Here is a 24,597-nt window from a genome sequence, read left to right as displayed (position 1 = left end):
TGTGGCTTAAGGCTGGACGCTGTCTTCTTGTGGAGCTTTCTCCAGGGCCATTTTGATGTGTGCGAGATGATGCTCACTGTGCCATGCGTAAAGTCCAACCACATGCCACAGGGGCAGAATCCCTGATTCTGGATGATTGAAGGTGCGATTGAATTGCTCTTCGGTCAGGCTGCGCAGCAGGTGCACCCAGCGGGTGTGTACTGCCTCCAGCATCGCCAGAGATGGCGCAACAGGCAGGCTGTAGTCGGCAAGCTGGGCCCAGGCGTGTTCATCGTAGGGTTTGATGGTGGGGTTGTCTTCGGTGAGGGCCAGTTTGAAGCGGGTGTAAGCCTGGGTGTGGCTGTCGGGAACGTGGTGCATCACCTGACGGATGGTCCAGCCTCCGTCCCGGTAGGTGAGGTCCAGTGCCTCATCAGAAAGACCCGTCACAAGGGCGTGGTAATGGGCAGGGGCTGCGGCAATGGCATCGATCCAGCGGTTGACCTGAATGGGGTCCTGCGTCTCTCCGGGAATAAAACGACCAATGGGGTATCTGCTGTCCATGCCCCATTCTGGCATGCTTTGGCCGTGCACAGGTTCAGCCATCTGGAGCACTTTCCACGAATGCACAGGGTCCAGACTTGTCCTGATGACTTTGTTGGAAGCCGTCACAAAGCTGAAAGCCGAGTGTTATGATCAGGCCCTATGGCACAGCTGCCCCCGCAGATTTTCAGACTCCTGATTGTTGCATGCCTGTCCTTTCCCCTGCTGGGGGCCGCCCAGGCCCTGCTGGGCCCTTATTTTTCTGTGTTCATGCAGCATTATGCGGTGGAACAGGGTGAGGTCAGTCAGGTGGTCAGCAGCCAGTTCACCGGTATCGCCCTGGGCATGATCAGCAGCATTGCCGCCTTCAAGTACTTGAGGGCCAGAAAAACCCTGCTGTCCAGTGCTGCCCTGATGGTGGTGGGCCTTCTGGGCATGGCGTACAGTCCCACCTGGACTCTGTTGTTGCTTTCTGCTTTTGTTTTTGGGATTGCTTATGGGCTTCACGCCTCCTGCGTCAACACCCTGCTGTCTCAACACGGGGTGGCTGCTGCACCTGTGCTCAACGGGGTCAATGCCACTTTTGGGGTGGGAAGTCTGCTGGGTCCTCAGTTGATTCGACTCTTTGAAACCTACGGGCTGCCTTTTGTGGTTCTGGGTGCGCTTGCAGTGGTGGTGTTTTTCCTGAGCTTTCAGGTGCAGGAACAGGAATTGCCTCCACGCCCCAAAGCCACTCCGGCAGGCACCCTCATTGCTGTGATTGCATGCTTCTCCATCAGCTCCTTCGCTTACGTTTCTGCAGAAGTGGCCCCGAGCAACTGGGTGGTCACCCACCTGACTGGGCAGTATTCTGTCTTCTGGGTGGGCCTGATCCCAAGCCTGTACTGGGGGGCTCTGGCACTGGGCCGACTGATCTCTGCCCCGATCAGCCGCATGATTCGCCCCAGTGTGCTGGTGATCCTGGCCAGCCTGGGGGCCACCCTGATGCTGCTGGGAACCCACAACACTGCCCTCGCCCTGTATTTCTACCCGCTTGCAGGATTCTGCTTTGCACCCATCTACCCGACACTGCTTGCCTGGCTGGGAGAAATCCTCAAGGAACGCAGCCAGATTTTCACGCCCATCGTCAGCATGATTGGGGCTTTTGGCCCGGTGGTGACGGCCCCTCTGGTGGGCAAGGTGGTGGAGCAGTCTGGTGCAGGAGGCATTCCCACCTCGGTGACTTTCCTGGCTGGATTCCTGTTTCTGTCCCTGCTGGTCACCTGGCTGACCACACGACATCACAACCGCAGCATCTAAAGTGACTTTCGGAGAATTTGCCACCTGGACAGGGTTTCTGCGAATGAAAATTAAGCTTTTGAGCGTAAGCCACCAGAATGTGAAATAGGCAATGATTTTTTTCACAACCTGAGGTATATTGTTCTTACCACAAAAAGGGGGTGATCCAACTGTTAAGAAGAAATGTTGGTGGAGGTACCCGAGCAGGGTAGTTTAACAGAAGAAGTACCCTGAGACCCAACGGGTACCGGATCCCCCCGAGCGAAAAACTCGGGGGTTCTACTTTTTGTCTCTGGTCCCACAAGGGATCATTTCACCAGACGGATTTCCTGTCCCAGCACATTCCCTGACATCAGCAACGTCAGATAGAGTTTGTTCACTTTGGGCAGGGTTTTAAAGAACACCCGGTAGGAGCTTCCTGCTCCAAACCGGGTGTTTCCCGTTTTCAAAGGAATCTTCTTGATGGTGTGGTACCCTCTGGAGTTTTTCTGTTGAAACACCCCGGGAAGCCCCCCCACCACAGCACTGGTGATGTTCACGGTGTCCTTTTCGTGGTAGTTGATGCTTGCCACAAGCACATAACCACCACTCACTTTCTTCAACACTGCAGACTCCAGCTCAACGTGCCCACCATGGGCCAGTGCACTGGAAAGCAGCAAACTGCTGACCGCAAGCCATTTTTTCATCACAAACCTCTGCTCAGGGCGGGCAGGTCCTGGTCCAGCAGCCCCTGTCCCAGTTTCTCCTGATTGTAGATGAGACGCATGCGGTTCTGTTCATCCAGCACAGCCACAGTGTCGGTGTGGGTGACCATGCCATCCGGGTTTTCCTGAAAGCCCACATAGAAGGCATTGGCAAGCTGAGCGATCTGATCCCCCTCTCCCGTCAGTCCAATGAAATCCTTCTGGAAGTACTCCACGTACTTTTTCAGCACAGCAGGGGTGTCGGTTTCAGGGTCCACACTGACCAGGTACACCTTCACATTCTTGGGGCTTCCAGCGTTTTCGTAGGCCCGTTTGAGGATGCTCATGGTTGCCGGGCAGATGTCCGGGCAGCGGGTGAAACCGAAGAACACCAGTTTCACTCCGGGGTCATGGTGCAGGCTGTGGGGTTTCCCGCTGGTGTCGGTCAATTCGATGTCAGGAATGGTGGGCATGGCCTGCACCACGGTTCCATGAAGCTCTGGTTTTGAGAAGGTCCTGTAAACCCAGATGCCGAGCAGAACGAGCACGCCCAGAACCAGGGCAATCAGGGTTGGATTGGCTTTTTTCATGGCAGGTTGCACCGTCCCATCTTGAAACAAAACTGCGGGGGCAATTGCCCCCGCAGTGACTTTCTGCTTTTCTTCTCTTCTGCTTTACCAGATGTAGAAGATGGTGATGATCACGAGCCACACCACGTCCACCAGGTGCCAGTACATGCTGGCAGGGGTCAGGCTTCCGTGCTCTTTGTGGTTCAGCTTGCCGGTCAGGGCCTGGTAGTAGGGGAGGGCCACACCCACACCACCGATGATGATGTGCAGACCGTGCAGACCGACCAGGGTGAAGAAGCAGGCAGCCCAGACGTTCTGGGTGTAATCCACTTCCAGACCGAACTTCACGAACTCGTAGGTCTGGAACAGGAAGAAGATGCCCCCGAGGATCATGGTCAGCATCAGACCCAGACGGAATTTCGAGAAGATGCCCTTGGCGAAGTCCTGCTCGGCCTTGTGGATCACAAAAGAAGAGCTCACCAGAATCAGGGTGTTGAGGGCTGCAAGCCAGATGTCAGGGCGCTCTTCGGGTGGTGGGGCTTTGCCGACCATGCGCAGGTACACATAACCAGAAATCAGCACACCGAAGAGGGTGACTTCTGAGATGAAGAACCACCACATGCCCATGGCACCGTTGGGCACACTGGTCAGGACATGGTGATGGGCAGGCTCAGCGAATTCGGGGGTACCGGCCCACTTGAAGATGCCGTACAGGGTGATGCCGAAGCCCACCCACAGCAGCACAGCCCAGGGGTCACTGAGGGGCACATTGAACCAGCTGTAGGAGATGCCCAGTCCGAACAGCAGCAGACCGAGAGCACTCACGAACGGCCAGATGGTGGGCTGGGGCAGGTGAACGTCTTTCATGTTCACAGGCTCAAACTTCACGCCAGCTTTCTTCCAGTCGTACAGGGGGCGTTCGCTGGCAAAGTGGGTGGGGAGCACAACTTCAAAATTGTGGGGTGCGGGTGGGCTGCTGGTGAGCCACTCCAGGGTGTAGCCACCCCAGGGGTTGTCATTGGCCTTCTCGCCATTTCTGAGGCTCCAGACCATGTTGTAAACCCACACCAGACCACCAATCAGCAGGATGAAAGCACCGATGGTGGAGATGTAGTTCAGCTCGTTCCACAGGTAGTTGCCTTCAGGGTAGGTGTAGTAGCGGCGGGGCATGCCCAGGAAGCCCAGGATGTACTGGGGCATGAAGGTCATCCAGGAGCCGATCAGGAACAGCCACAGGTGCCACAGGCCCATCTTCTCACTCATCAGGCGTCCGGTGATCTTGGGCCACCAGTAGTACAGGCCCGCCATCACCAGGTAGGAGGTGCCGAACATCAACACGTTGTGGAAGTGGGCCACCACGAAGTAACCGTCGGTCACGGCGTAGTCAAAGGGAATCAGACCCAGGGCCACCCCGGTGATCCCACCAATGGTGAAGTTGAAGATGAAGGCAATCACCCAGTAAAGGGGAGATTTCATCTGCAGGTGACCGCCCCACATGGTGCCGATCAGGTTGAAGAGCTTCACCCCCGTGGGAACCCCCACAATCACGGTGGCAATGGCGAAGAAGAGCTGCCAGCCCTGGGGCAGACCCACAGCGAACATGTGGTGCACCCACACCAGCAGACCCACCAGCACGATGCCCAGGATGGAGTACACCATCACCTTGTAACCGAACAGGGGTTTGCGGCTGAAGGTGGACACGATCTCTGCAGCAATGCCCAGGTAGGGCAGCAGCATCACGTACACAGCAGGGTGGGAGTAGAACCAGAAGAACTGCTGGAACAGCACAGGCACCCCACCGTTGGCAGGATTGAAGAGGGAGAGGCCCAGCTTCAGTTCCAGCAGGGTGGTGAGGGCCGCAGCGGTCAGACCGGAGAGGGCAATCAGCTGCAGGATGGAGGTGGCCAGAATGCCCCACACGAACATGGGCATCTTGAACACGCCCATGCCCTTGGCACGGAGGTTCATCACAGTGGCTGCGAAGTTGGCGGAGCCCAGCAGAGAAGCCAGACCGTTCAGCAGGATGGAGACCATCAGCACTTCCACACCATGAGATCCAGCAACGGAATTCTTCATGGTGAGGGGGTAGTAAAAGGTCCATCCAGCAGCGGCAGGTCCACCGATGAAGAAGGACACGGCCACCAGAATCAGGCTGAAGAGAAACAGGTAAAAGGCAAAGGTGTTGACGCGGGGCAGGGCCACGTCGCGTTCACCGAGTTGCAGGGGCAGAAGGTAGTTCCCGAATCCCACCAGTCCAAAAGGAATGATGAAGTAGAACAGCATGATGGCCCCGTGCATGGTCAGGACTTCGTTGTACTGCTGTCCCACCAGGAATTCGTTGTTGGGCACAGCCAGCTGAACGCGGATGGCCACAGCCAGCAGGCCTGCGATGGCGAAGCCCAGCACAGAAGTCAGCATGTACATGATGCCGATCTTCTTGTGGTCTCCGGTGGTCATGTAATCCCACAGCACTTCCCAGAAGCCGGGTTTACGGCTGGGCGCTGAGGAGGGGATGTTTACGGCCATTGTTCCATGTCCTCCTTATTGGTCCCGGTTCTCGTTGGTGATTTCGGGAATGGCTTTGAAGTTGACGCCTTCCAGCTTCAGGCTGCGCAGGTAGGCAGCGACAGCATTGATGTCGTCATCGCTGAGTTTGGTGTAGGGAACTTCTTCCCACTTGCCGGTTTCGGCGTTCTTGACCTCGTGCATGCTGCCGTCAAAGGCAGGCATCAGGCTGCCGGGTTTGACCTGGGCGGAGTTGCGAATCCAGTCTTCCAGGGTCACCACGCGCTCCTGACCATTGATCTTGACTGCACGGTCGCCTTTTTCCTTGCTCAGTTCGCTGTTGTTGTCGACATTTCTGAAGATTCCAGCGGCGTAGGTGGTGTGGCTTCCGAAGTAGCTCAGGTCAGGAAAGCTGGGAGCACCCCCCTGTAGACCTTTTACAGCGTGACAGCCAGAGCAGTTGGCCTGGAAGACCTTGAGGCCCTGGGCCAGCTGGGGATCGCTGGGTGTGGGGGCCTGGAATGCTTTGGCCTTGCTCACCCAGTCGTTGTACTCGGCCTGGGGCAGGGCGATCACACGGAACAGCATGTTGGCGTGGGAAGCACCGCACAGCTCAAAGCACTGTCCATAATAGATGCCAGGTTTGGCTGCATTGATGATCAGCTTGTTGGTCTGGCCAGGGATGGCGTCACGGCGACCCCCAAGGTTGGCCACCCCGAAGGAGTGAATGACATCCTTGCCACTGACCTTCAGTTCCACGGGTTGACCTGCGGGAATGACCAGTTCGTTGGAATTGCGGAAGCCCTGCTTCTCATAGTCAAAGTCCCACCAGAACTGCCAGCCATTGACCTGAATGGTCTCTGCAACATTCGAGGGCTTGGCTGTGACATCGGCAAGGGCCTTGGCGGTATAAATGCTCAACACAGAAACAATCAGCACTGGCACACCAATCAGGAACATTTCCAGAACGTTGTTTCCGTGGAACTGGGCAGGTTCATTGCTGTCTCCAGGTTTGGTGGGGCGTGTGCCAGGACGGGTTTTGTATTTCTGCACCACCCACCACAGGGCACCTCCGGTCACAATCAGAACCAGAAACGAAAATATGCCTGCAGTCCACAGCAGGCCCTGCATGTTCTGGGTGGCCTGCGACTGCGGGTCCAGAATGTCAATCAGACGCTTTCCGGTGGCCGCCTGGGGCTGCTGTGCGTAGGCCATCGATGCCAACGACACCAGCCCATAGATGAACAATTGAAACGGTTTCAACATCTCTCCTTTCCCTTCTCACTCTCTTTATGCGATTAGACTGCGATCGATTGCCATGGCGAGGAACAGCAGTGCAAGGTACAGCAACGTGTACTTGTACAGCGACACCGATTGCTTGCGGGTGATGTTCCGGTACAGCTCCAAAGAGCGCATCAACAAGACAACATTTAATACCAGAGCGCTCCCGAAGTAAATCCAGCCCACCTCGCCAAGCAGCAGGGGAATCATAGACAACACGGCGGTCATGATGGCATACAGCCCGATCTGGGCGACGGTCATGCGGTCACCATGAACCACGGGCAGCATGGGAATGCCCACGGCAGCGTAGTCGTCTTTGATCATGATGGCAAGGGCCCAGAAGTGCACAGGGGTCCAGAAGAAAATGATGAAAAACAGGTACCAGCTGAACAGGTTCAGGTCACCCGTCACCGCAGCCCAGCCCACCAGAGGGGGGAAGCAACCTGCGGCCCCGCCGATCACGATGTTGTGCCAGGTGCTGCGTTTCAGCCACAGGGTGTAGATGAACACATAGGTGACAAGGCCCGCCATGGCCATCAGAGCGGCCAGCAGGTTGGCGGCCTGCCAGAGGATCACAAAGGAAGCCACAGTCAGCAAACTGCCAAAGATGAATGCATTCACGGTGCTGATCTTGCCAGAGGCACTGGGACGGGTGCTGGTGCGTTTCATGCGCAGGTCGATGTCCCGGTCGATGATCATGTTGAAGACGCCAGAGGCTCCAGCGCTCATGTAACCGCCGATGAAGACGGCCAGAAAGAGGTCCCAGCGAGGCCAGCCCCGTGCCGCCATGATCATGGCAGTCATGGTGGTGAACAGGAGCAGGCTGTTCACTTTTGGTTTGGTCAGGGCAAAGTAGTCACGCCAGGTGGGCTTGTCCATGGTGGTCAGGGTGTGGGTCATGGGGTTTCCTTCTCATGTTGCACCCAGCCATGATACCCGAGAAGAATCACAGCAAGCCACAACAGGCAGGCCAGCAGCAGGTGCAAAACCTGTAACCAGCCCGGTGCATGCAGTGCATAGTTGAAAATGCCAGCAATCACCTGGAACAAAATGGTGAATTGCAGCAGAGAAGCAGCATTTTTCAGGGGAGGGCTTTGAAAGCGACTGCCCATGAATCTGGCCCACGCCACCAGCAGCACACTGGTGACAATGGTCAGGCTGGGATGCAGCAGTTTGAGTTGATCCAGATAATACCTGGGAGAGAAGACCCGATCCAGGCCTTCTTGCAACGAGCTGACCGGATTGAGGGTGTTTCCCAGGGCGGCCACAGCTCCCGTCATGCCCATCAGGATGGTCCCAATGATGGCCAGAACCACGGTGGTCTTGACCCACATGGGAGGACGCAGCACAGCAGGCTTCACCTGACTGCGCAAGGCTGCCAGGGCCACAGTACCGGTGAGCATCAGGGTGTTCGCCATGTGGATGGGCATGAAAAGGGCGCGACCGAGAGATTCATCCTGGCCCACCCATCTGCGGTTGACCAGCAGGGCCCCGACCAGGCCTTCCAGAATCACAAAGCCCAGGTGCCAGGCAGACACTGCACGGGCAGGGTGACCTTTGGGATATCCCCGGAAAGCCCACACCACCAGTCCGATGGCACCCACCCCACTCAGTGCACTGGTGACCCGGTGGGCGAATTCAATCAGGGTTTCCACCTGATCGGTTCTGGGGATGATCGTCCCATTGCAGTCAGGCCAGTGGTCGCCACAGCCTGCACCGCTGCCGGTGATGCGAACCCATGCGCCCCACAGGATCACCAGCACGTTGTAGCCAAAAAGCAGCCATGCGAACGTGGTGAAATCCAGCTTGACGGGACCCAGGGTGAGGGGTTTGATTCCTTGCTGCATAACATCCTCTATTCTAGTCAGCGACCACAGCGGACTTCAGGACAATTGTCCTCGATACTCTGCTGGTTTCACTTTTATGCTGAGGGGCGGTTTCTGGGCCGGAACACGGTGTTTGAAGTTTCCAGACTCCAGTTCCCATGTTAGGCCATTCCGGGTCTTTCGACCTTAAGACAGCGGTTTTGGCTGGGATCTCCAGACTTTTGTCCATGTGGTTCACATTGGAACCGGGTTCACAAGATCGGGGACCAACAAATTGTCCCCAGAACCAGCAAGCGTCCAGATGGGATAAGATGATCGGACGTAGGAGGTTTTGCTCAGTGGGGGAACTTGTCACACAACTGTCCGTGGTCTTTATTGTGCTGAGCGGCATATCACTGGTCTTTGGCGTGTACTTCATTCGCACAGACCGCAGGCAGGAACACATGACCGCAATGCTCACAGCCTGTGCTTTGGCTGTGGTGTTCCTGGTGCTTTACCTGACCAAACTGGCCCTCGGAGCAGGCATGAAATATGCTGGACCTCCAGAGTACAAAAATTTGTACTTTTTCATCCTGATCAGCCACAGCATTCTGGCCGCTGCCAATGGTCCCATGGCGATCATGGCGGTGCGCAATGCCCTGATCGGCAAAAAGCTGGCAGATGGTCGTCTTGAACGGTCCCGTGAGAAAGGACCAGCCAAATATTTCCTGAAACACCGTGCCTGGGCACGCTGGACCGTCCCTGTCTGGATTTATGTGGTGGTGACCGGATGGATCATCTATCTGGTGATGCATTATTACGGAGTTCCCAACACCTGATCTGGTCCACCAAAATCATGCAGATGCTGTTTACACCTCCACCCAGGGAGGTGTTTTTGGTGTACTTCGCGCAGCAGAACCGAATACACCAGTTTTGGACTGCGTAAAATAAGTCCATGCCCAAGTACACAGTGCCTGATTTTGCAGCCTTGCGGGGAAAACAGAAAATCGTGATGCTGACCGCTTACGATTATGCGGGTGCCGTGATGGCCGAAGCTGCTGGCGTGGACCTCATTCTGGTGGGAGACAGCCTGGGAATGGTGGTCCTGGGATATGAATCCACTGTTTTTGTCACCATGCAGGACATGATTCACCACACCCGTGCTGTCAAACGGGGGGCCAGAGAAAGCTTCATTGTTGTGGACATGCCTTTTGGCAGTGTGCAGACAGGCCTCACCGATGCCCTGAGAAATGCTGTTCACCTGATCAAGGAAACAGGGGCAGATGCGGTCAAGATTGAAGGGGGAGAGGAAGTGGTGGAGATCATCCGGCACCTGTCCCAGTCTGGCATTCCTGTGGTGGGTCATGTGGGCCTTACCCCACAGACTGCAGTGAACCTTGGAGGATTCAAGGTGCAGGGCAAGACTGTTCAAGACGCCCAGCAGATCCTGCGTGACGCCCAGGCGGTTGCAGATGCAGGCGCTTTTATGGTTGTTCTGGAAGCCATTCCTGCCCCTCTGGCCCAGAAGATCACCGAGCGTCTGAACATTCCCACCATTGGCATTGGTGCAGGTCCACATCTCGATGGTCAGGTGCTGGTGTACCACGATGTGCTTGGATTTTTTGACCGGTTCACACCCAAATTCGTAAAACAGTATGCACAGATGTCCAAACTGGGCACCGAGGCCCTGCAGCAGTTCGTGCGTGAGGTACGCACCGGAGTGTTCCCTGGCCCGGAGCACAGCTTCTCCATGAAAGAAGAAGTGCTCAGCAGGCTGTATTGAGATCCTACCCAGGGGGACAAGCAGGCAACTGTCACCACAGGAGTCAACAGTTTACAGTAGACAGTTCACAGTAAAAACTGGAATTGCATCTTGCTGTCAACTGTTGACTGTGACCTGTAAACCAAAAAAAGGCCCCTCCAGATCGCTGGAGGGGTTCTCCTGTGAAGTGAATCAGGAAAGGGCTTTAAGCGCTTCCAGAAGTTCAGTGGCCCTTTGCTTCATGCTTTCGTCTTCATTGGGGTTGCCCAGGGAGTGCAGACCACCGTGGAAGGCATCAGGGTCACCGAACATGCGGCTCAGCAGCTCAAATTCTTGCTTGGAGCGCAGAGAACCGTCGGCACGGAAGGTGTCGGTGAAGTAGGTCTGGTACTGGTAGGGGGTCAGTTCACCCTTGAGAAAACGCTCGGTCAGGTCAATGTAAGGGGTGAGGTTGCCCTTGACTTCACCGGCCTGGTCCTGCCGCTCAGGAACGTATTCCTCGAAGACAGGAGACAGGGCTTCAGGGGTGATGTCCCAGTTGTCCACATCAAACACAGCTTTCTGGTCCTTGAAGAGGATGAACTGGGGGCTGTGGTGGATGATCTGGGTCAGGGATGCCACATGGTTGCTGGCAGGACGCCATTCGACCACACGGATGAAGCCCACAGGCAGGTCATGGCGCTTCAGGAACTGCTCGACAACGCTGAAACCCTGCATGGTTTTGTGGCAGGTTCCAGCTTTGAAAATGGCAGAAAGAGGGTTCTCAGCGAGAAAGGTATCGACTTCTTCAGGTGTGGTGAGGGGTACCAGTTGCATACCTAACAGTGTAACCTGCACCCGAATCCATACTGTTATGCGGGTTTCAAATGGCCGTTTCGGTGAAGAAGGAGGACCTCACCTGCCCCACACAGTGATTTTCAGATGGCTTTCTTGCTCTGCAGGGAAATCCGGGGATACAGGCAGGCTGCGGTGAAATTTCAGGCCCGGATTGTCCTTGCGGATCTGGTTTTTGAACTGGGCCATGCTGATGCCTGCATGGTTGCAACAGGCCAGCAGCATGCCTCCTTTGCTGAGGATGGGCAGGGTCTCTGAAACCAACTGACCGTAGTGGGTTTCTGCCCGCCAGATGCCTTTTTTACTGCGGGAAAAACTGGGTGGATCCAGAACGATCAGGTCAAACTGGTCTTCCCGCTTGTGAAAGCGTTTCAGCCATTCCTGGACATCGCCATAAATGAAGTCCAGATCAGCTGTTTCACAGCCATTGAGGGTGTAGTTTTCCTTGCCCCACTCCAGCACTTTACGGCTGGCATCCACATTCTTTACGGTCTGGCTCCCTCCAAGGGTGGCGTTGAGGCCAAAACCGCAGGTGTAACTGAAGGTGTTGAGCACCCGGGGTGCTGCCTGTTCCCTGACCCATTGTCGGGCCAGGCGCATGTCGGCAAACAATCCAACGCTCAGGTCAGAGCCAGGCCTGAACAGGTACTTCACCTGTTGTTCCAGTCCAATGATTTCGGATTGTGGTGGACCATAAATGGGATGTTCTGGACTCAGCCATTCTCTGCTGGTGTTGGTCACATGGCGCGCCTCTACCGGTCTGCGTTTCAGGTAAACCGTTTCCAGGGGGAGGACCCTTTGCAGGGTTCCAAAAATGGTCTGTTCTTGTGCTTCTGAAAAATGCTGATAAAAGCTCAGGATGCCCACCTGACCCACCACATCAAGGGTCATTCCGTGGGATTCTGTGAGGTGCAGGGCACGGAAGAAAGTGGTGTCAGGCAGCAGGTTCAGGGCTTTGCGCCTGTTCCAGGCCTGGGTGAGGGTTGCAGCAAGATCAGACATAAACTCCTATCCTAAGCCAACAGGCCACAAAAATCCACTTTTTCATATTGTAATGAAAATGTCAGGATGAAAGAAAATACGTACTGCCATCAGGTCATTTTACAGAATCTTATCAGGAATATTTGGAAATAGACCTCAATGTTTATACTCTGCGGTGCTGTTCAGGAATTGATTAGGGTGAATACTTATGTTCATCCTCAGAACAATCCCTCTCTGAATGGGTTCCTGAAGATTTTCTGATGTCTTCGTAAATCCAAAGTACTTTTCATAAAAATGCCGTTCAGAAAACGAATTTTTCGAATGATCATTTTTTCTTGGAAATGAAATTGTAGATTTGTATAGACAAATCTATTGTTCTGCTGACGCAAGTATACCGATAAAATATGCATAAAAATACATAAATGTGCAGGACTATTCCTGGTTTTGACTCAAAATCCGAGACTTGTATACAAAATAAGAATAAACCTGGTTCAAAAAATGCATATCCTTACATAGCTTTTACAAAAATGAGTCAATTGACATCAATTGCTCAGAAAGGTATAACCCTTTCCATCAATCTAGACCGAGTTTCAGAAGGTGTGCCTGCGAAGGCACAAGGAGGGATGTTGTATGCGCAAGTTACAAGTCGGAGTTGTTCTTCTCACTGCACTGCTCGCTGCCTGCTCCAGCTCCACCACCCCCAGCGTGGACACCGCTCAGTCCCTGACGCTGGACAGCCAGGCCCAGTTTGTGCCTGGTGAAGTGATTGTGAAGTTTAAAGATGGTGTTGCTGCACAGGGCATCAGCAAGCTGGGCATCGACGCCAATGTGGACCGCACCCTCAGTGGCGGTGAAGTGGTCCTGAAACTGGCTGGTGTCAGCAAGCAAGGGATGGACGCTGGTGCAGTGACCATTGAGAGCTCTGCAGGCAAGGCCACCCTGGATGCCATCAACAAACTGCGTGGTCAGAGCAACGTGGAATATGCAGAGCCCAACTTCATCATGCAGGCCACAGCTGTGCCCAATGACACCTACTATGCGCAGCATCAGTGGGACATGCGACAGATGAACCTGCCCAACGCCTGGAACGTCACCACGGGCTCTGGCAGCCCTGTGGTTGCTGTGATCGACACCGGCAAGACCAACCACCCTGACCTTGCGGGCAGATGGGTGACGGGTTATGACTTCATCTCCAGCTCCACCACTGCCAAAGATGGCAACGGCCGGGACAGCGATCCCACCGATGTGGGCGACAGTGGCGTGTGCAATGGGGTCAACTCTCCCAACTCCTGGCACGGCACCCATGTCGCTGGAACCATCGGTGCTGCCACCAACAACAACATGGGTGTGGCAGGCGTGAACTGGAATGCCCGCATCAGTGCCCTGCGTGTGCTGGGCAAGTGCGGTGGAACCACCACGGACATCGCGGATTCCATCCGCTGGGCTGCAGGGATCGCTGTCACGGGTGTGCCCACCAACCCCAACCCTGCCAAGGTCATCAACATGAGCCTTGGTGCCTACACGGGCACCTCCTGCCCCTCGACGTACCAGAACGCCATCAATGCAGCTGTGGCCCGTGGCGTGACCGTGGTGATTGCCGCTGGCAATGACAACAAGACAGCCTCTGGTGCAACCCCTGCCAACTGTGCCAACGTGGTCACCATTGCGGCCACCCGCAAGGATGGTGGACGTGCATGGTACTCCAACTACGGCAGTGTGGTGGATGTGGCTGCACCCGGTGGTGAAACCAACGATGCCAATGGCAACATTGACCGTGACGGAGACGGTTATGTGGACGGCATCCTCTCCACCCTGCTCAACAGCACGGGCAGCAGCTACAACTACACCTTCTACCAGGGCACCAGCATGGCCACCCCCCACGTGGCAGGTCTGGTCAGCCTGATGTATGCCGTGAAACCCACCATCACCCCTGCACAGGTGGAAAGCATCCTCAAGAACACCGCCAGACCCATCACCCACAGCACCTGCAGTGTGGGTTGTGGTGCAGGTCTGGTGGATGCCTATGCAGCGGTCAACTCTGCAAAAGCCCTTCCCTGAACCTGAAATTCCTCTCTACCTTTCCTTCAAGAAAAATCCCCCGCAAGGGGGATTTGATGTTTCTATGGGTCAGGGAATTTCAGATCTGTCCGGCGGTCACCTGATCAAGCCCGGCATGCCATGCTTTGAAGGCATTCAGGCCCCGCTCGAACATCAGTGGGCGCTTTTCCCTTTTGCCGATTTTCTTGCGCCCCTCAATGGTGAAGTCTGGAACCAGGGCCCAGTTGGTGTTCATGGGCTGGAAGCCTTTGGGGTTTGCACTGGCGAGGTAACGGACCAGACCGCCCAGCATGCTTTCTTCAGGAGGGCAGACAGGTTCCAGACCCAGGGCCAGTCTGGCGGCATTGGTTCCGGCAAGCCAGCCTGTGGCTGCACTTTCCAGGTAGCCTTCGGTTCCGGACAGCACACCGGCCACCAGCACATTGGGGTCGGCTTTCAATTGCAGGGTGTTGTTCAGGACTTTCGGGGCGCACAGGTAGGTGTTGCGGTGCATCACCCCGTACCGCACGATGTCTGCTTCTTCAAGTCCAGGGATGCTCTGGACCATCAGTTTCTGGTCGCCCCACTTCAGGCCGGTCTGAAAGCCGACCAGGCTCCACATGCGGCCATCCTGATCCTCCTGTCGCAACTGGACGACGGCATAAGGCTCACGGTCCGTGCGTGGGTCATGCAGGCCCCGGGGTTTCATGGGTCCAAATCTGGGGGTGTCCTTGCCTCGGCGGGCAATTTCCTCAATGGGCATGCATCCCTCAAAGAACTCCAGTTTCTCCCAGTCGTGTGGGGTGTGCTGCCGAGCCTCCTGGATGGTGTTGTACCAGTGGTCGTACTGCTCACGGTTCATGGGGCAGTTGATGTAGTCTGCCTCCTGATCGTAACGGCCTTTGCGGTACGCAATTTCCATGTTGATGCTGTCAAAGGAGATCACGGGAGCTGCTGCATCATAAAAAGAGAGGTGTTCTCCATCGGTGTACCTTTTGAGGTCTTCTGCCAGAGCATCTGAGGTGAGGGGTCCGCTGGCCAGCACCACGATGCCTTCGGGAACCTTTGTGACCTCTTCCCCGTACACCTGAATCAGAGGGTGCTGCCTGACTTTTTCGGTCACGTATGCACTGAAACCCTCTCTGGCCACAGCCAGTGCGCCTCCTGCAGGAACCCGGGATTCCCGGGCCGCTTCCATGATCAGGCTTCCTGCGTGGGCAATCTCGGCCTGGAGCAGGCCTTTGGCATTGGTGTTCCCCTCGCCGCCCAGGCTGTTGGAGCACACCAGTTCGGCAAAATTGCCTGTGTGGTGGGCGGGGGTCATTTTGGTGGGACGCATCTCATACAGATGGACCTGCACCCCGAGCTGTGCCGCTGCAAGTGCAGCTTCTGATCCACTGAGTCCTGCGCCGATGATGCTGATGCTTTTCACAGATGGTAGTGTACTGGTTTTTCCTCTTGTGGGGTGTGCATCAAATCAGGTTTGCTGGAGAGGGTTGCAAATTGTGAGATATCTCTATATATTAATAGTGTACTATTGAACTGGTACACATATCTTGAGGGAGGATGCACATGACATGTACAGATGGACCTCTATACTGACCCTGGCTCTGCTGGGGGCGGCGCATGCCACTTCATTGCCTGAGCTGCTGTCACTGGTGGAGCAGCAACCTACAGTCAGGGTGGCCCAATTGCAAATCCAGGAGATGCAGCTGAAGCTGACTGCTCCTGGGGTTCTGCCCAATGTGCTGCTGAAAGGCGATGTTGGATACAGCAAAAACCAGCTGACCGGAAGTCCAGACTGGAGTGGAGATGTTGGGGCCAGTGTGCAATACGGCCTTGTCACCAGCAATCAGCAGAAGACTTTGATTGAGCTTGAGCTTCAAAAACTGCAGGCCGATCTGATTCTCACCCGAATTCAGAGCCTGAAAAGTCTGCTTGACACAGAACACCTGTACCGCAAGACCCAGCTTGCCCTGCAAATGGCAGAACTGGACCTCAGGGCACAGCAACTGGAACTGAAGACCAGGCAGGCCCGATTTGCCCTGGGGGCGGTCACAGAGGGTCAGGTCAAAAACACTGAGCTGCTGGTCACACGGGCAGAGGTGAGTGTCAAACAACAGCAGGTGGCGCTCAGGAAAGCAGTTTCCGAATTGCAGAGGCTCAAACTCAATCTCCCGGACAACCTTCCTGAGTTGCCGCTGCCTCCAGAAGACCATGCAGCCCTTTCGTCAGATTTGTTAAAAAATCGTAAGGATTTGCAGGAACTGCAGGTGAATGCTTTTAAACTCAATCTGGCAAATTTTCCACAGTTGACCCTGGAGGGCAGCTATTCCAATGGCAGCAATGCCCTGATGGGCAGCCTGGATCAGCATCTCGATGCTGTTCTGGACTACACCTACAACTTCAACCCTGTGAACCCTCAGGAAAACTGGAGCATTCGTCTCGCAGCCAAATTTCCGCTGGATTTCACCCGGGGGAGCCAGCAGCAGATCAATCAGCAACAGCAGCAGGTCGTGAAAGACAACATGAACCTGCTGCAATCCCAGATGCAACGCAACAAAGCAGATGCACTGGAACAATACCGCCAGAATCAGGAATTGCTTCTGCTTTCCAGGCAGGTGGTCCAGCTCAGTCAGGACGCACTCGAGCAGGAAAAATACCGACTTGCGCAGGGACTGGTCAGTGAGGCCAGTGTGCTGCAGGTACAAAAAGAGCTGCTGAAAGAGCAGCAGAACGTCATGGAACTTGAAAAGACCCAGCTGGATCTGGGTTTGCAGGTATGGGAGGTTTACACATGGTATCCGCAAAATGGCAAATGATCGCACTCTTTATGGCTTCCAGCGCATTCGCAGTCAACCCCGCTCCCCTTGCTTCCACTGCACTGCAGAAAAGCGCAACCTATCAGGTGGCCCTCACCGAAATGCAGGAAGCCACCCGTGGCCTGTCCCGCACCCAGAGTGACCCGGTTGCCCTCAAACCTGATCTGCTCAGCGCCCAGCAGCGGGTCTCTCAGGCACAGGCCGCCCTGATCAGCCAGATGCTTCAGGTGAGGCAGCAACTGCTGGCTGACCTGCAGAACCTTGACAGCCTGCAAGGGCAGCTTGAAGCCCAGCAGATCAGCCTGGACATTGCACAGCTGAATGCCCAGGCTGCCAGGGCCCGCCTGAAAGCGGGAGCAGCCACCCAGCATGACCTCAACAAAGCAGAAAACGACCTGGACAGTGCTGAGAAGGACGTGCAGAGCACCAAAAAGCAGATCCAGGAAGCCACAGACCGCTTCAAAAAGAGGTACGGCAAAACCCCGGACCTCTCAGGAGATGAGAAAGTCACCTGGAAGGCCGAACAGTTGCAGACTGCCCTCAAGCAACATCCCAGAATCCTGAAAGACAGTGCAGCCCTGGAAAATGCAGACTTGCAATACCAGATCAAGTCCAGCGACCTGAGCCCTGCCATCGAGGCCGAACAGGCAAAAGTGGCCCTGGACAATGCCCGCAAGACCTATGAGGACACCCTCAAGGAAGTGCAGGAGGGGCTTGAAGATGCCCTCAGCCAGCATCAGGTGGCCCAGAACGCAGTGGCTGCAAAAGAAAAAGCCCTGCAACTTTCAAAAACCAACCTGACCACCCAGAATGCCCGTTTCCAGAAAGGTCTGATTTCAAAACTGCAGGTGTTGCAGGCCCAGCTTGAAGTCAGTCAGGCAGAGGGTGCCCTGGGTCAGGCCAGAAACTCTGCTCTCAAAGCAGCTTACAGTGTTCTGCAGGCCGCCAACTGGGCACCATGGGAGGATGCAAAATGAAAGCCCGTCCTGTGGTGATCACGGTTCTGGTGCTTGGGGGAGTGGGAGTGGCTGCATATGCCCTCATGCCCAAAGCCCCGCAGCTCATGGAAGTGACCACCGTTCCAGTGAAAAAACAAACCTTCATCAAAGAAGTCAGTGCAGTGGGAACCGTCAAAGCCACCCGCAGCAGACCCCTGCCTTTTGCAAGTTCAGGGACGGTGCTGACCACTTCAGTTAAAGTTGGAGATGCTGTTCAAAAAGGGCAGGTTCTGGTGACCCTGGACACCCGCACCCTGCAGACAGACCTGGAAAGTGCCAGAGCAAGTCTCGTGGCCGCTCAGACCGATCTGCAGAAAGCCCAGGGTGCAGTGCAGGGGGATGCACTGGAGGCCAGAAAGGGTGTGGAGCTTGCCCAGAATGCCCTGATCAGTGCCCAGCAGGCATGGCGCACCGCAGAGGAACAGAGAAAACTGCAAAAGCAACTGTATGATCTGGGCAGCATCTCCCGCAACGAGTACGAGCAGGCGGAAAACACAGCCCGGGATGCCCAGCTGAAAGTGCAAAATGCTCAGCTGGACTTGCAGAGTGCAAAGCTCAAAGAGCAGAACACCCGGCAGCTCAGTGCCTCGGGGGTGCAGAATGCACAGAGCACCCTGCAAAGTGCCAGAACCCGCGTCGAGTCCCTGCAGAAGCAGATCTCGGATGCTGTCCTGAAAGCCCCGATCGATGGTGTGGTGAGCACCCTCAACGTGACCCCCGGAGGTTTTGCCACAGCAGGAACTGCAGTTGTGGAAATCACCGACCTGACCGAGTTGCAGCTTGAAGTTCCGGTGGATGAGACCCGATCCAGAGACCTGGCCACCGGGCAGAAAGCCAGCATTGAATTCGATGCCCTGCCCGGTCACAAAGTGGCAGGGCGCGTGACCCGGGTCAACCCTACAGCCACCAGTGGTCAGGGCACCAGTCAGGTCACCAGTGTGAATGCCCAGATTGCGTTCAAGGAAGTCCAGGCCAAGCCGGGTTTCACTGCCAGTGTCAAGGTGGAAACCCTGCGTAAGCCAGACACCCTGACCGTACCCCTCGAAGCTGTCACGGAAGCCGAGCAGACTTACGTGTACCGGGTCAAACCTGATGCCAAAGGGGAAGGCATCATTGAGAAGGTCAACGTGAAAATCATTGACCGCAATGTCAAAGTGGCTGCCATTGAGGGTCTGAACCCGAGTGACCAGGTGCTCACCCTGAATCTGGACACCCTCAAGGTGGGTGACAAAGTTCGGGTGACCCCTTTATGAATGTCATCTCCCTGAGAGACATCACCAAGGTCTATGGCGAGGGAGAGAGCCAGGTGCGTGCCCTTGATGGTGTGAGCCTGGACATCAAGAGGGGAGAGTACGTTGCCCTGATGGGACCTTCTGGAAGTGGCAAGAGCACCCTGATGCACATCCTGGGCTGCCTGGATTTGCCCTCCAGCGGTGAATACCTGCTGGCAGACCAGCAGGTGTCCAAACTGAGCGAAGACCAGCTTGCAGGTGTGCGCAATCAGCGGATCGGGTTTGTGTTCCAGGCGTTCAATTTGCTGGCCCGCACCTCTGCCCTCACCAATGTGGAGTTGCCGCTGGCCTACCGGGGAACCTCCCGTGCCGAGCGGACCCGCAGGGCGAAAGAAGCGCTGGAGCGGGTGGGTCTGGGTGCCCGCCTGCACCACAAACCCAGCGAGCTCTCAGGGGGGCAGAAACAGCGGGTGGCGATTGCCCGCGCCCTGGTTCAAAACCCGGACGTGCTGCTGGCAGACGAGCCGACCGGAAACCTGGACTCCAAGAGCACCACTGACATTCTGGCCCTCTTTGATGAACTCCACCAGGAAGGTCGTACCATCGTGCTGGTCACCCACGAGGACGAAGTGGGAGCCCGCGCCCAGCGGATCATCCGGCTCAGGGACGGACGGCTGGAGGCACACGCATGAACATGCTGGAAAACCTCAGCAGTGCCTTCCAGGCGATCTTTGCCAACAAGCTGCGCAGCGTGCTGACCATGCTGGGGGTGATCATCGGGGTGTTTGCGGTGTCCACCATGCTGGCCCTCGGACAGATGGCCACCCAGGCCATCACCGGGCAGCTCAATGAGATTGGCGGGAAGACCCTCTTCGTGCAGGCCAACTATGAGCCCGGGAAACCCTATAAAAACTTCACCCAGGCCGACATTGACGCCCTGAGTGTTCTCCCTGTCAACGATGTGTCCACCAGTGGGGCCAGCCTGCGGGTCATGTACCGCAACAAGGATGTCTCTGTCAGCGTGCAGGGCACCCGGGCCAACTTCAACAAGCTGACCAGTGAAGCCAAAATCGTTCAGGGCCGGTACTTCAGCGAGTATGAAGAGAAGAGTGCGGCCCAGGTGGTGGTGCTCAGCCAGAAGACCGCCACCAAGCTGTTTGACAGCGAAAACCCTGTCGGCAAGGTGGTTCGTGCAGTCCGTGACAATGGGAGCCGCGAAGAGTACACCGTGATTGGCATCACCCAGGACCTCGGAGCCCTGTTTGGCGGAGGAGACAGCGGATTCATTCCCATCAGCAACAGCTGGCGCGGCGGATACCAGACCCGGGGAGAATACGGCTACCTGCAGTTCCGTTTGCACCCGGAGGCCGACACTGCACAGGTCACCCGTCAGGTGGAATCCATCCTGCAACGCCGCAGAGGAGAGAACAACTTCTCGGTGACCAACTTGGACCAGTTCGTGCAGCAGTTCAACCAGATCACCGTGATTTTGCAGGCCCTGCTGGCAGGCATTGGAGGACTGTCCCTGCTGGTGGGGGGGATTGGGATCATGAACATCATGCTGGTGAGTGTCACCGAAAGAACCCGCGAAATCGGTCTGAGAAAAGCCATCGGGGCGAAGCGGGGCACCATCTTGCAGCAGTTCCTGATTGAAGCGGTGACCCTCACGGCTCTTGGCGGCATCATCGGGTATGTGCTCAGCCTGGGTGTGATTGTGGGCATGGCCTCTGCGTTGCCCAACATCTTCCCTCAGGTGATCATCTCGCCCGTGACTGGAGTGGTGGCTCTGGCGGTCAGTGTGCTGACCGGGGTGCTTTTCGGAGTGTGGCCTGCTTCCCGTGCAGCTTCCCTGCCTCCCATCGAAGCCCTGCGTTACGAATAAAGCTGGAACATGCAAAAAGAACCGCCTCCGGGCGGTTCTTTTATTCTGGAGCTTCAGTTGGTTTCTGTTCTGGCAAAGATCATGCGGCCCACGTTGGTCTGGATGTTGGACAGCACCACCACATTTTTCATCTGGCCCTTGTAGGCGGCTCCATCTTCCACCACCACCATGGTGCCATCTTCCAGGTAAGCCACTCCCTGTCCGGCCTGCTGGCCTTCTTTGGTGATGCTCACCTGAATCACGTCTCCAGCGTTGTATCTGGCCTTGATGGCAGTTGCGAGGGCATTGAGGTTCAGCACGTCCACATCCTGCAATTTGGCCACCCTCCCCAGGTTGAAGTCATTGGAAAGCAACTTGGCCGAGAGTTCCTGTGCCAGTCGGACCAGCTTGTCATCCACAGCTTTGATGTTGCTGTCGTCCCAGTCCAGCACTTTGAGGGTGGTGATGTTGTGGAGCTGTTCCAGCACCTCCAGGCCTCTTTTGCCTCTGGCCCGTTTGCTGGGATCGGCGTGGTCTGCCAGGAACTGCAGTTCCCTCAGGACAAACAAGGGAACCACCAGCGTGCCTTCCAGAAACTGGCTTTGCAGGAGCTCGATGATGCGCCCATCAATGATCACATTGGTGTCCAGAATTTTGGGGTTGGGGATGCGGGTGGTCTTGGGGGTGCTGGCAGGGGAGATGAAAGAGCCAAAGAAATCGCTGTTCTTCAGGGAAAAAAAGATGAAAAAGATGGCCAGAATGGTGGTGGTCAGCAGGCTGAAGCCCCAGTGGTAAAAGGGGGCGTTGGAAAGCAGGTTGTTGAGAAGAACACTCAGCAGCAGGCTGAGAATGGTTCCCACAGTGGCGGCCATGACTTTCTTGGGAGACAGATTGACCAGAGAGGCAATCCACTGTTCAACCCAGCGAGACAATGGAGCTTCTGCCCGTTTCGAGACCACATAGCCAGTGAGCACACCTGCAATCACCAGATACACCATGTTGGTGACAGATCCCTGAGGACCTCCCTGCAGAATGGGGAACCACACCAGCAATTGATAGGAGAGGTATCCCCCGATAAGCATGATGAGGATGCGGATGATTTGGGGTATCCAGTTCATTTTACTCGTTCATTATAGCCAAAGATTTTCTGAAAATAGGTTGAGCTCCACGTTTCTGTCAGACAGGCTTCTTCATTGCACTTTCTGAAATCTTCTGACTGGCATTCGGGTTCCCTGATGGTGGGATTCAGGTCCTGTTTCAGGACCTGATGCTCCACAGGCTGGTCATGGCACTCTGGATGTCCCGCACAGCAAACATGCTGCCTTGCACACCTGCAGGGCACAGAAGCTGATCGTATCCTGCCCGGATTGCCTCCTCCGCCCGGCGAATGGCCTGTTGCACGGTGCGGACCTCTCCTGCCAGACCCACCTCACCAAAAACAGCGACTTTTTCAGGGACGGCTTTGGAGACGACTGCACTGTAAATGGCAAGGGCAACAGCAAGATCCAGCCCTGGATCATTGATGCGGATGCCTCCAGCCAGATTGACGAAAATGTCCAAGCCGCTGAGGGTCAGGTTGAAGCGTTTCTCCAGCACGGCAATGATCACATCCACGCGTTTGGGGTCTAAACCCACCACCACACGCCTGGGATTGGGATAGGGGGTTTTGGAGGCCAGGGCCTGCACTTCCAGCAGCAAAGGGCGGTGCCCATCCACAGTTGCGGCAATGACACTGCCAGGAGCACCGATGGGGCGTTCTGCAAGGAAGGCAGCACTGGGATTTTCCACTGCCACCAGACCCTCAGAGCGCATTTCAAAGACCCCCAGTTCTCCGGCCTGACCAAAGCGGTTTTTCACACTCCGCAGCAAACGGAACTGACCCACCGATTCCAGAAACACTGTCGCATCCACAATGTGTTCCATCACTTTGGGACCTGCCACCGTGCCATCCTTGGTGACGTGACCCACCAGCACCACACTGGCTCCAGTCTCTTTGGCATAACGGGTGAGGGCAGCAGTGGCTTCGCGGACCTGAGAAATGCTGCCTGGAGTTCCATCTTCTGAGACCTGCACCGTCTGGATGGAGTCCACAATGCAAAGCTTCGGTTTGTGTTCATCCAGCAGGCTTCCAATGTGGTCTGCTCGGGTGTCCCGGGTCATCATGAAATCCCCTTTGACACCCAGACGGTCTGCACGAAGGCGAATCTGCTCCAGAGACTCTTCTCCTGCCACGTAAATGACGTTGTGCCCTCCCTGAGACAGGCATTCTGCAACCTGCAACAGCAAGGTTGATTTCCCGATGCCGGGTTCTCCACCAATCAGGGTGACAGATCCTGCCACCAGACCTCCGCCCAGGACCCGGTCCAGTTCACTCAGGCCCGTGGGGGTGCGGGGTTCTTCACGGCGGCTGACCTCGGTGAGTCGGGTGATCTTGCCTCCCCGGATGCCTCCGTAAGCACCTCCTGCAGCAGAGAAAGAAGGAGCAGGAGCGAGTTCTTCAAAGGTGCCCCAGGCCTGACAGTTGGGACAACGGCCCAGCAGCTTGGGTGACTGGTACCCGCAACTGTTGCATTGAAAGGTGGGCAGGTTCTTCTTAGCCACGAGGGGACCTCATGGTCAGGGTGCAATAGAGGAGAGGACAATTCATCTTCACCATTGTACCTGTTATGTTGTGAACATATTGAAAGGTGGGTCAGGATGTGAGCCCTGCAGAACTCAGGGTATATTTCACCCGCTGGTAAATGATTTCCCTGGAGTTTGTCTGTCCTGTATCTGTGCTGGCATCAATGTGGCTCACCTGATGGGTTCCCAGAAGGGCTTCCAGATGTTCAACCACTGGAAGGATCTCCTGCTCATAAATCCGGTAGCGGCTGCGGATGGTTTCCTTGTTGTCATCTTCGCGTTTTCGGAGCAGGGAGCGCCGCAAAACTTCAGCCTCGGGGACCCGCAAATGCAAAACATGCAGCAGAGGAATGTTGAGCTCATCCAGAAGGGCCATCAGATGTTTTGCTGCCTCTAACCTTCTGGGATAACCATCCAGCAACCACACTGAGGTGTGAAGCTCTGGATGGTTTTTCAAATACAGTTCAATGAGTGCTTCTGTCCAGGCATCAGGGATCAGGAGTCTATTGCGCAGGCAGTGCTCCAGATGACTGGTTGCATCAGGTGAACCCAGCAAACAGTCGAGAACTTGCTTCTGGTCGGGTGTGTTGCTGGCTTCCTGTGCCACATCCCGCAGAAGCTGGCCCATGGAGACATGATGCCTGACCATCCCTTCAGTGAGCAGCCTCTGGGCGACGGTGCCTTTCCCACTTGCGTTGGGACCTGTCAAAAAAACAACGCCCGATGTGGGCGTTGTGGATGTGGGCGTTGTGGAGCTGGAATCTGCGTGTGAATCTGGCATGTTGATTCATTTTAAAGGCATTTT

General features: G+C 55.8%; 22 protein-coding genes. 9 read left to right on the top strand and 13 right to left on the bottom strand.

What is annotated here, in order from left to right; translation table 11 throughout:
- Positions 1–6: 6 nt before the first annotated feature.
- Positions 7–543 (bottom strand): YfiT family bacillithiol transferase, encoded by a 537-nt coding sequence (locus DC3_RS18010; RefSeq protein WP_146886756.1) that lies wholly within the window; start codon positions 541–543, stop codon positions 7–9.
- Positions 544–684: 141 nt separating this feature from the next.
- On the opposite strand from DC3_RS18010, the gene DC3_RS18005 reads away from it, so the two are divergent.
- Positions 685–1,821, top strand: a complete 1,137-nt coding sequence (locus DC3_RS18005; protein ID WP_146886754.1) for an MFS transporter — start codon at positions 685–687, stop codon at positions 1,819–1,821.
- Positions 1,822–2,108: 287 nt separating this feature from the next.
- Here the strand turns inward: DC3_RS18005 and DC3_RS18000 are convergent, their stop codons facing one another.
- The 6 genes from DC3_RS18000 to DC3_RS17975 form a co-directional block, all read right to left on the bottom strand.
- A complete protein-coding gene (locus DC3_RS18000; RefSeq protein ID WP_146886752.1) occupies positions 2,109–2,486 on the bottom strand; it encodes a hypothetical protein in 378 nt (125 codons plus the stop codon).
- Complete coding sequence (locus DC3_RS17995) at positions 2,486–3,073, bottom strand: SCO family protein (protein ID WP_146886750.1); 588 nt, start codon at positions 3,071–3,073, stop codon at positions 2,486–2,488. The genes DC3_RS18000 and DC3_RS17995 overlap by 1 nt, the downstream gene beginning before the upstream one ends.
- Positions 3,074–3,157: 84 nt before the next feature.
- Positions 3,158–5,578, bottom strand: coding sequence for a cbb3-type cytochrome c oxidase subunit I (locus DC3_RS17990; RefSeq protein WP_146886748.1), 2,421 nt, complete (start codon positions 5,576–5,578; stop codon positions 3,158–3,160).
- A gap of 15 nt (positions 5,579–5,593) precedes the next feature.
- On the bottom strand, positions 5,594–6,823 hold the full coding sequence (gene coxB / locus DC3_RS17985; RefSeq protein WP_146886746.1) for a cytochrome c oxidase subunit II: 1,230 nt from the start codon (positions 6,821–6,823) through the stop codon (positions 5,594–5,596).
- A gap of 24 nt (positions 6,824–6,847) precedes the next feature.
- Positions 6,848–7,738 carry a heme o synthase gene (locus DC3_RS17980; protein ID WP_146886744.1) on the bottom strand — a complete coding sequence of 297 codons (891 nt, stop codon included), beginning with the start codon at positions 7,736–7,738 and terminating at the stop codon, positions 6,848–6,850.
- A complete protein-coding gene (locus DC3_RS17975; protein ID WP_146886742.1) occupies positions 7,735–8,685 on the bottom strand; it encodes a COX15/CtaA family protein in 951 nt (316 codons plus the stop codon). Before DC3_RS17975 ends, DC3_RS17980 begins: the two co-directional genes overlap by 4 nt.
- Positions 8,686–9,002: 317 nt before the next feature.
- Here DC3_RS17975 and DC3_RS17970 point away from each other — a divergent pair, with 317 nt between their 5' ends.
- A complete protein-coding gene (locus tag DC3_RS17970) occupies positions 9,003–9,482 on the top strand; it encodes a DUF420 domain-containing protein (protein ID WP_146886740.1) in 480 nt (159 codons plus the stop codon).
- 116 nt (positions 9,483–9,598) lie between these two features.
- Positions 9,599–10,426, top strand: a complete 828-nt coding sequence (gene panB / locus DC3_RS17965) for a 3-methyl-2-oxobutanoate hydroxymethyltransferase (RefSeq protein WP_146886738.1) — start codon at positions 9,599–9,601, stop codon at positions 10,424–10,426.
- A 171-nt stretch (positions 10,427–10,597) separates the two neighbouring features.
- On the opposite strand, the gene abxC is transcribed toward panB, so the two are convergent.
- Both abxC and DC3_RS17955 read right to left on the bottom strand, forming a co-directional pair.
- Entirely contained in the window at positions 10,598–11,221 is a 624-nt protein-coding gene (gene abxC / locus DC3_RS17960) for a monothiol bacilliredoxin AbxC (RefSeq protein WP_146886736.1), read from the bottom strand.
- Between the two features lie 78 nt (positions 11,222–11,299).
- Entirely contained in the window at positions 11,300–12,241 is a 942-nt protein-coding gene (locus DC3_RS17955; RefSeq protein ID WP_146886734.1) for a class I SAM-dependent rRNA methyltransferase, read from the bottom strand.
- Positions 12,242–12,850: 609 nt separating this feature from the next.
- Between DC3_RS17955 and DC3_RS17950 the strand changes: the two genes are divergently transcribed.
- Positions 12,851–14,278, top strand: a complete 1,428-nt coding sequence (locus tag DC3_RS17950) for a S8 family peptidase (protein WP_222594792.1) — start codon at positions 12,851–12,853, stop codon at positions 14,276–14,278.
- A gap of 79 nt (positions 14,279–14,357) precedes the next feature.
- Here DC3_RS17950 and trmFO read toward each other — a convergent pair whose 3' ends face one another.
- The gene (trmFO, locus tag DC3_RS17945) at positions 14,358–15,689 is read right to left on the bottom strand and encodes a methylenetetrahydrofolate--tRNA-(uracil(54)-C(5))-methyltransferase (FADH(2)-oxidizing) TrmFO (protein WP_246130726.1); all 1,332 of its coding nucleotides are present in this window, start codon (positions 15,687–15,689) and stop codon (positions 14,358–14,360) included.
- Positions 15,690–15,834: 145 nt separating this feature from the next.
- Between trmFO and DC3_RS17940 the strand changes: the two genes are divergently transcribed.
- From DC3_RS17940 to DC3_RS17920, 5 genes are read left to right on the top strand one after another with little or no spacing between them, the layout of a single operon-like run.
- Positions 15,835–17,079 carry a TolC family protein gene (locus DC3_RS17940; RefSeq protein ID WP_146886732.1) on the top strand — a complete coding sequence of 415 codons (1,245 nt, stop codon included), beginning with the start codon at positions 15,835–15,837 and terminating at the stop codon, positions 17,077–17,079.
- Entirely contained in the window at positions 17,076–18,056 is a 981-nt protein-coding gene (locus DC3_RS17935; RefSeq protein WP_186816107.1) for a TolC family protein, read from the top strand. The genes DC3_RS17940 and DC3_RS17935 overlap by 4 nt, the downstream gene beginning before the upstream one ends.
- Positions 18,053–19,330: an efflux RND transporter periplasmic adaptor subunit gene (locus tag DC3_RS17930; protein WP_186816106.1), complete on the top strand. Its 1,278-nt coding sequence runs from the start codon at positions 18,053–18,055 to the stop codon at positions 19,328–19,330. The genes DC3_RS17935 and DC3_RS17930 overlap by 4 nt, the downstream gene beginning before the upstream one ends.
- Positions 19,327–20,001, top strand: coding sequence for an ABC transporter ATP-binding protein (locus DC3_RS17925; protein ID WP_146886726.1), 675 nt, complete (start codon positions 19,327–19,329; stop codon positions 19,999–20,001). The genes DC3_RS17930 and DC3_RS17925 overlap by 4 nt, the downstream gene beginning before the upstream one ends.
- Complete coding sequence (locus DC3_RS17920) at positions 19,998–21,191, top strand: ABC transporter permease (protein WP_146886724.1); 1,194 nt, start codon at positions 19,998–20,000, stop codon at positions 21,189–21,191. Before DC3_RS17925 ends, DC3_RS17920 begins: the two co-directional genes overlap by 4 nt.
- Positions 21,192–21,244: 53 nt before the next feature.
- On the opposite strand, the gene DC3_RS17915 is transcribed toward DC3_RS17920, so the two are convergent.
- The 3 genes from DC3_RS17915 to DC3_RS17905 all read right to left on the bottom strand — a co-directional run bounded on the left by DC3_RS17915 (position 21,245) and on the right by DC3_RS17905 (position 24,573).
- Positions 21,245–22,288: a PIN/TRAM domain-containing protein gene (locus tag DC3_RS17915; RefSeq protein ID WP_146886723.1), complete on the bottom strand. Its 1,044-nt coding sequence runs from the start codon at positions 22,286–22,288 to the stop codon at positions 21,245–21,247.
- A 139-nt stretch (positions 22,289–22,427) separates the two neighbouring features.
- Positions 22,428–23,771: a DNA repair protein RadA gene (gene radA / locus DC3_RS17910; protein WP_146886721.1), complete on the bottom strand. Its 1,344-nt coding sequence runs from the start codon at positions 23,769–23,771 to the stop codon at positions 22,428–22,430.
- Between the two features lie 91 nt (positions 23,772–23,862).
- Entirely contained in the window at positions 23,863–24,573 is a 711-nt protein-coding gene (locus DC3_RS17905) for an adenylate kinase family protein (protein WP_146886719.1), read from the bottom strand.
- Positions 24,574–24,597 lie beyond the last annotated feature (24 nt).

The organism is Deinococcus cellulosilyticus NBRC 106333 = KACC 11606 (assembly GCF_007990775.1).
In the GTDB taxonomy this organism is placed as follows: domain Bacteria; phylum Deinococcota; class Deinococci; order Deinococcales; family Deinococcaceae; genus Deinococcus_C; species Deinococcus_C cellulosilyticus.
Note: the sequence above shows the minus strand (reverse complement) of the source record. Positions and strands in the feature narration are given on the sequence as shown.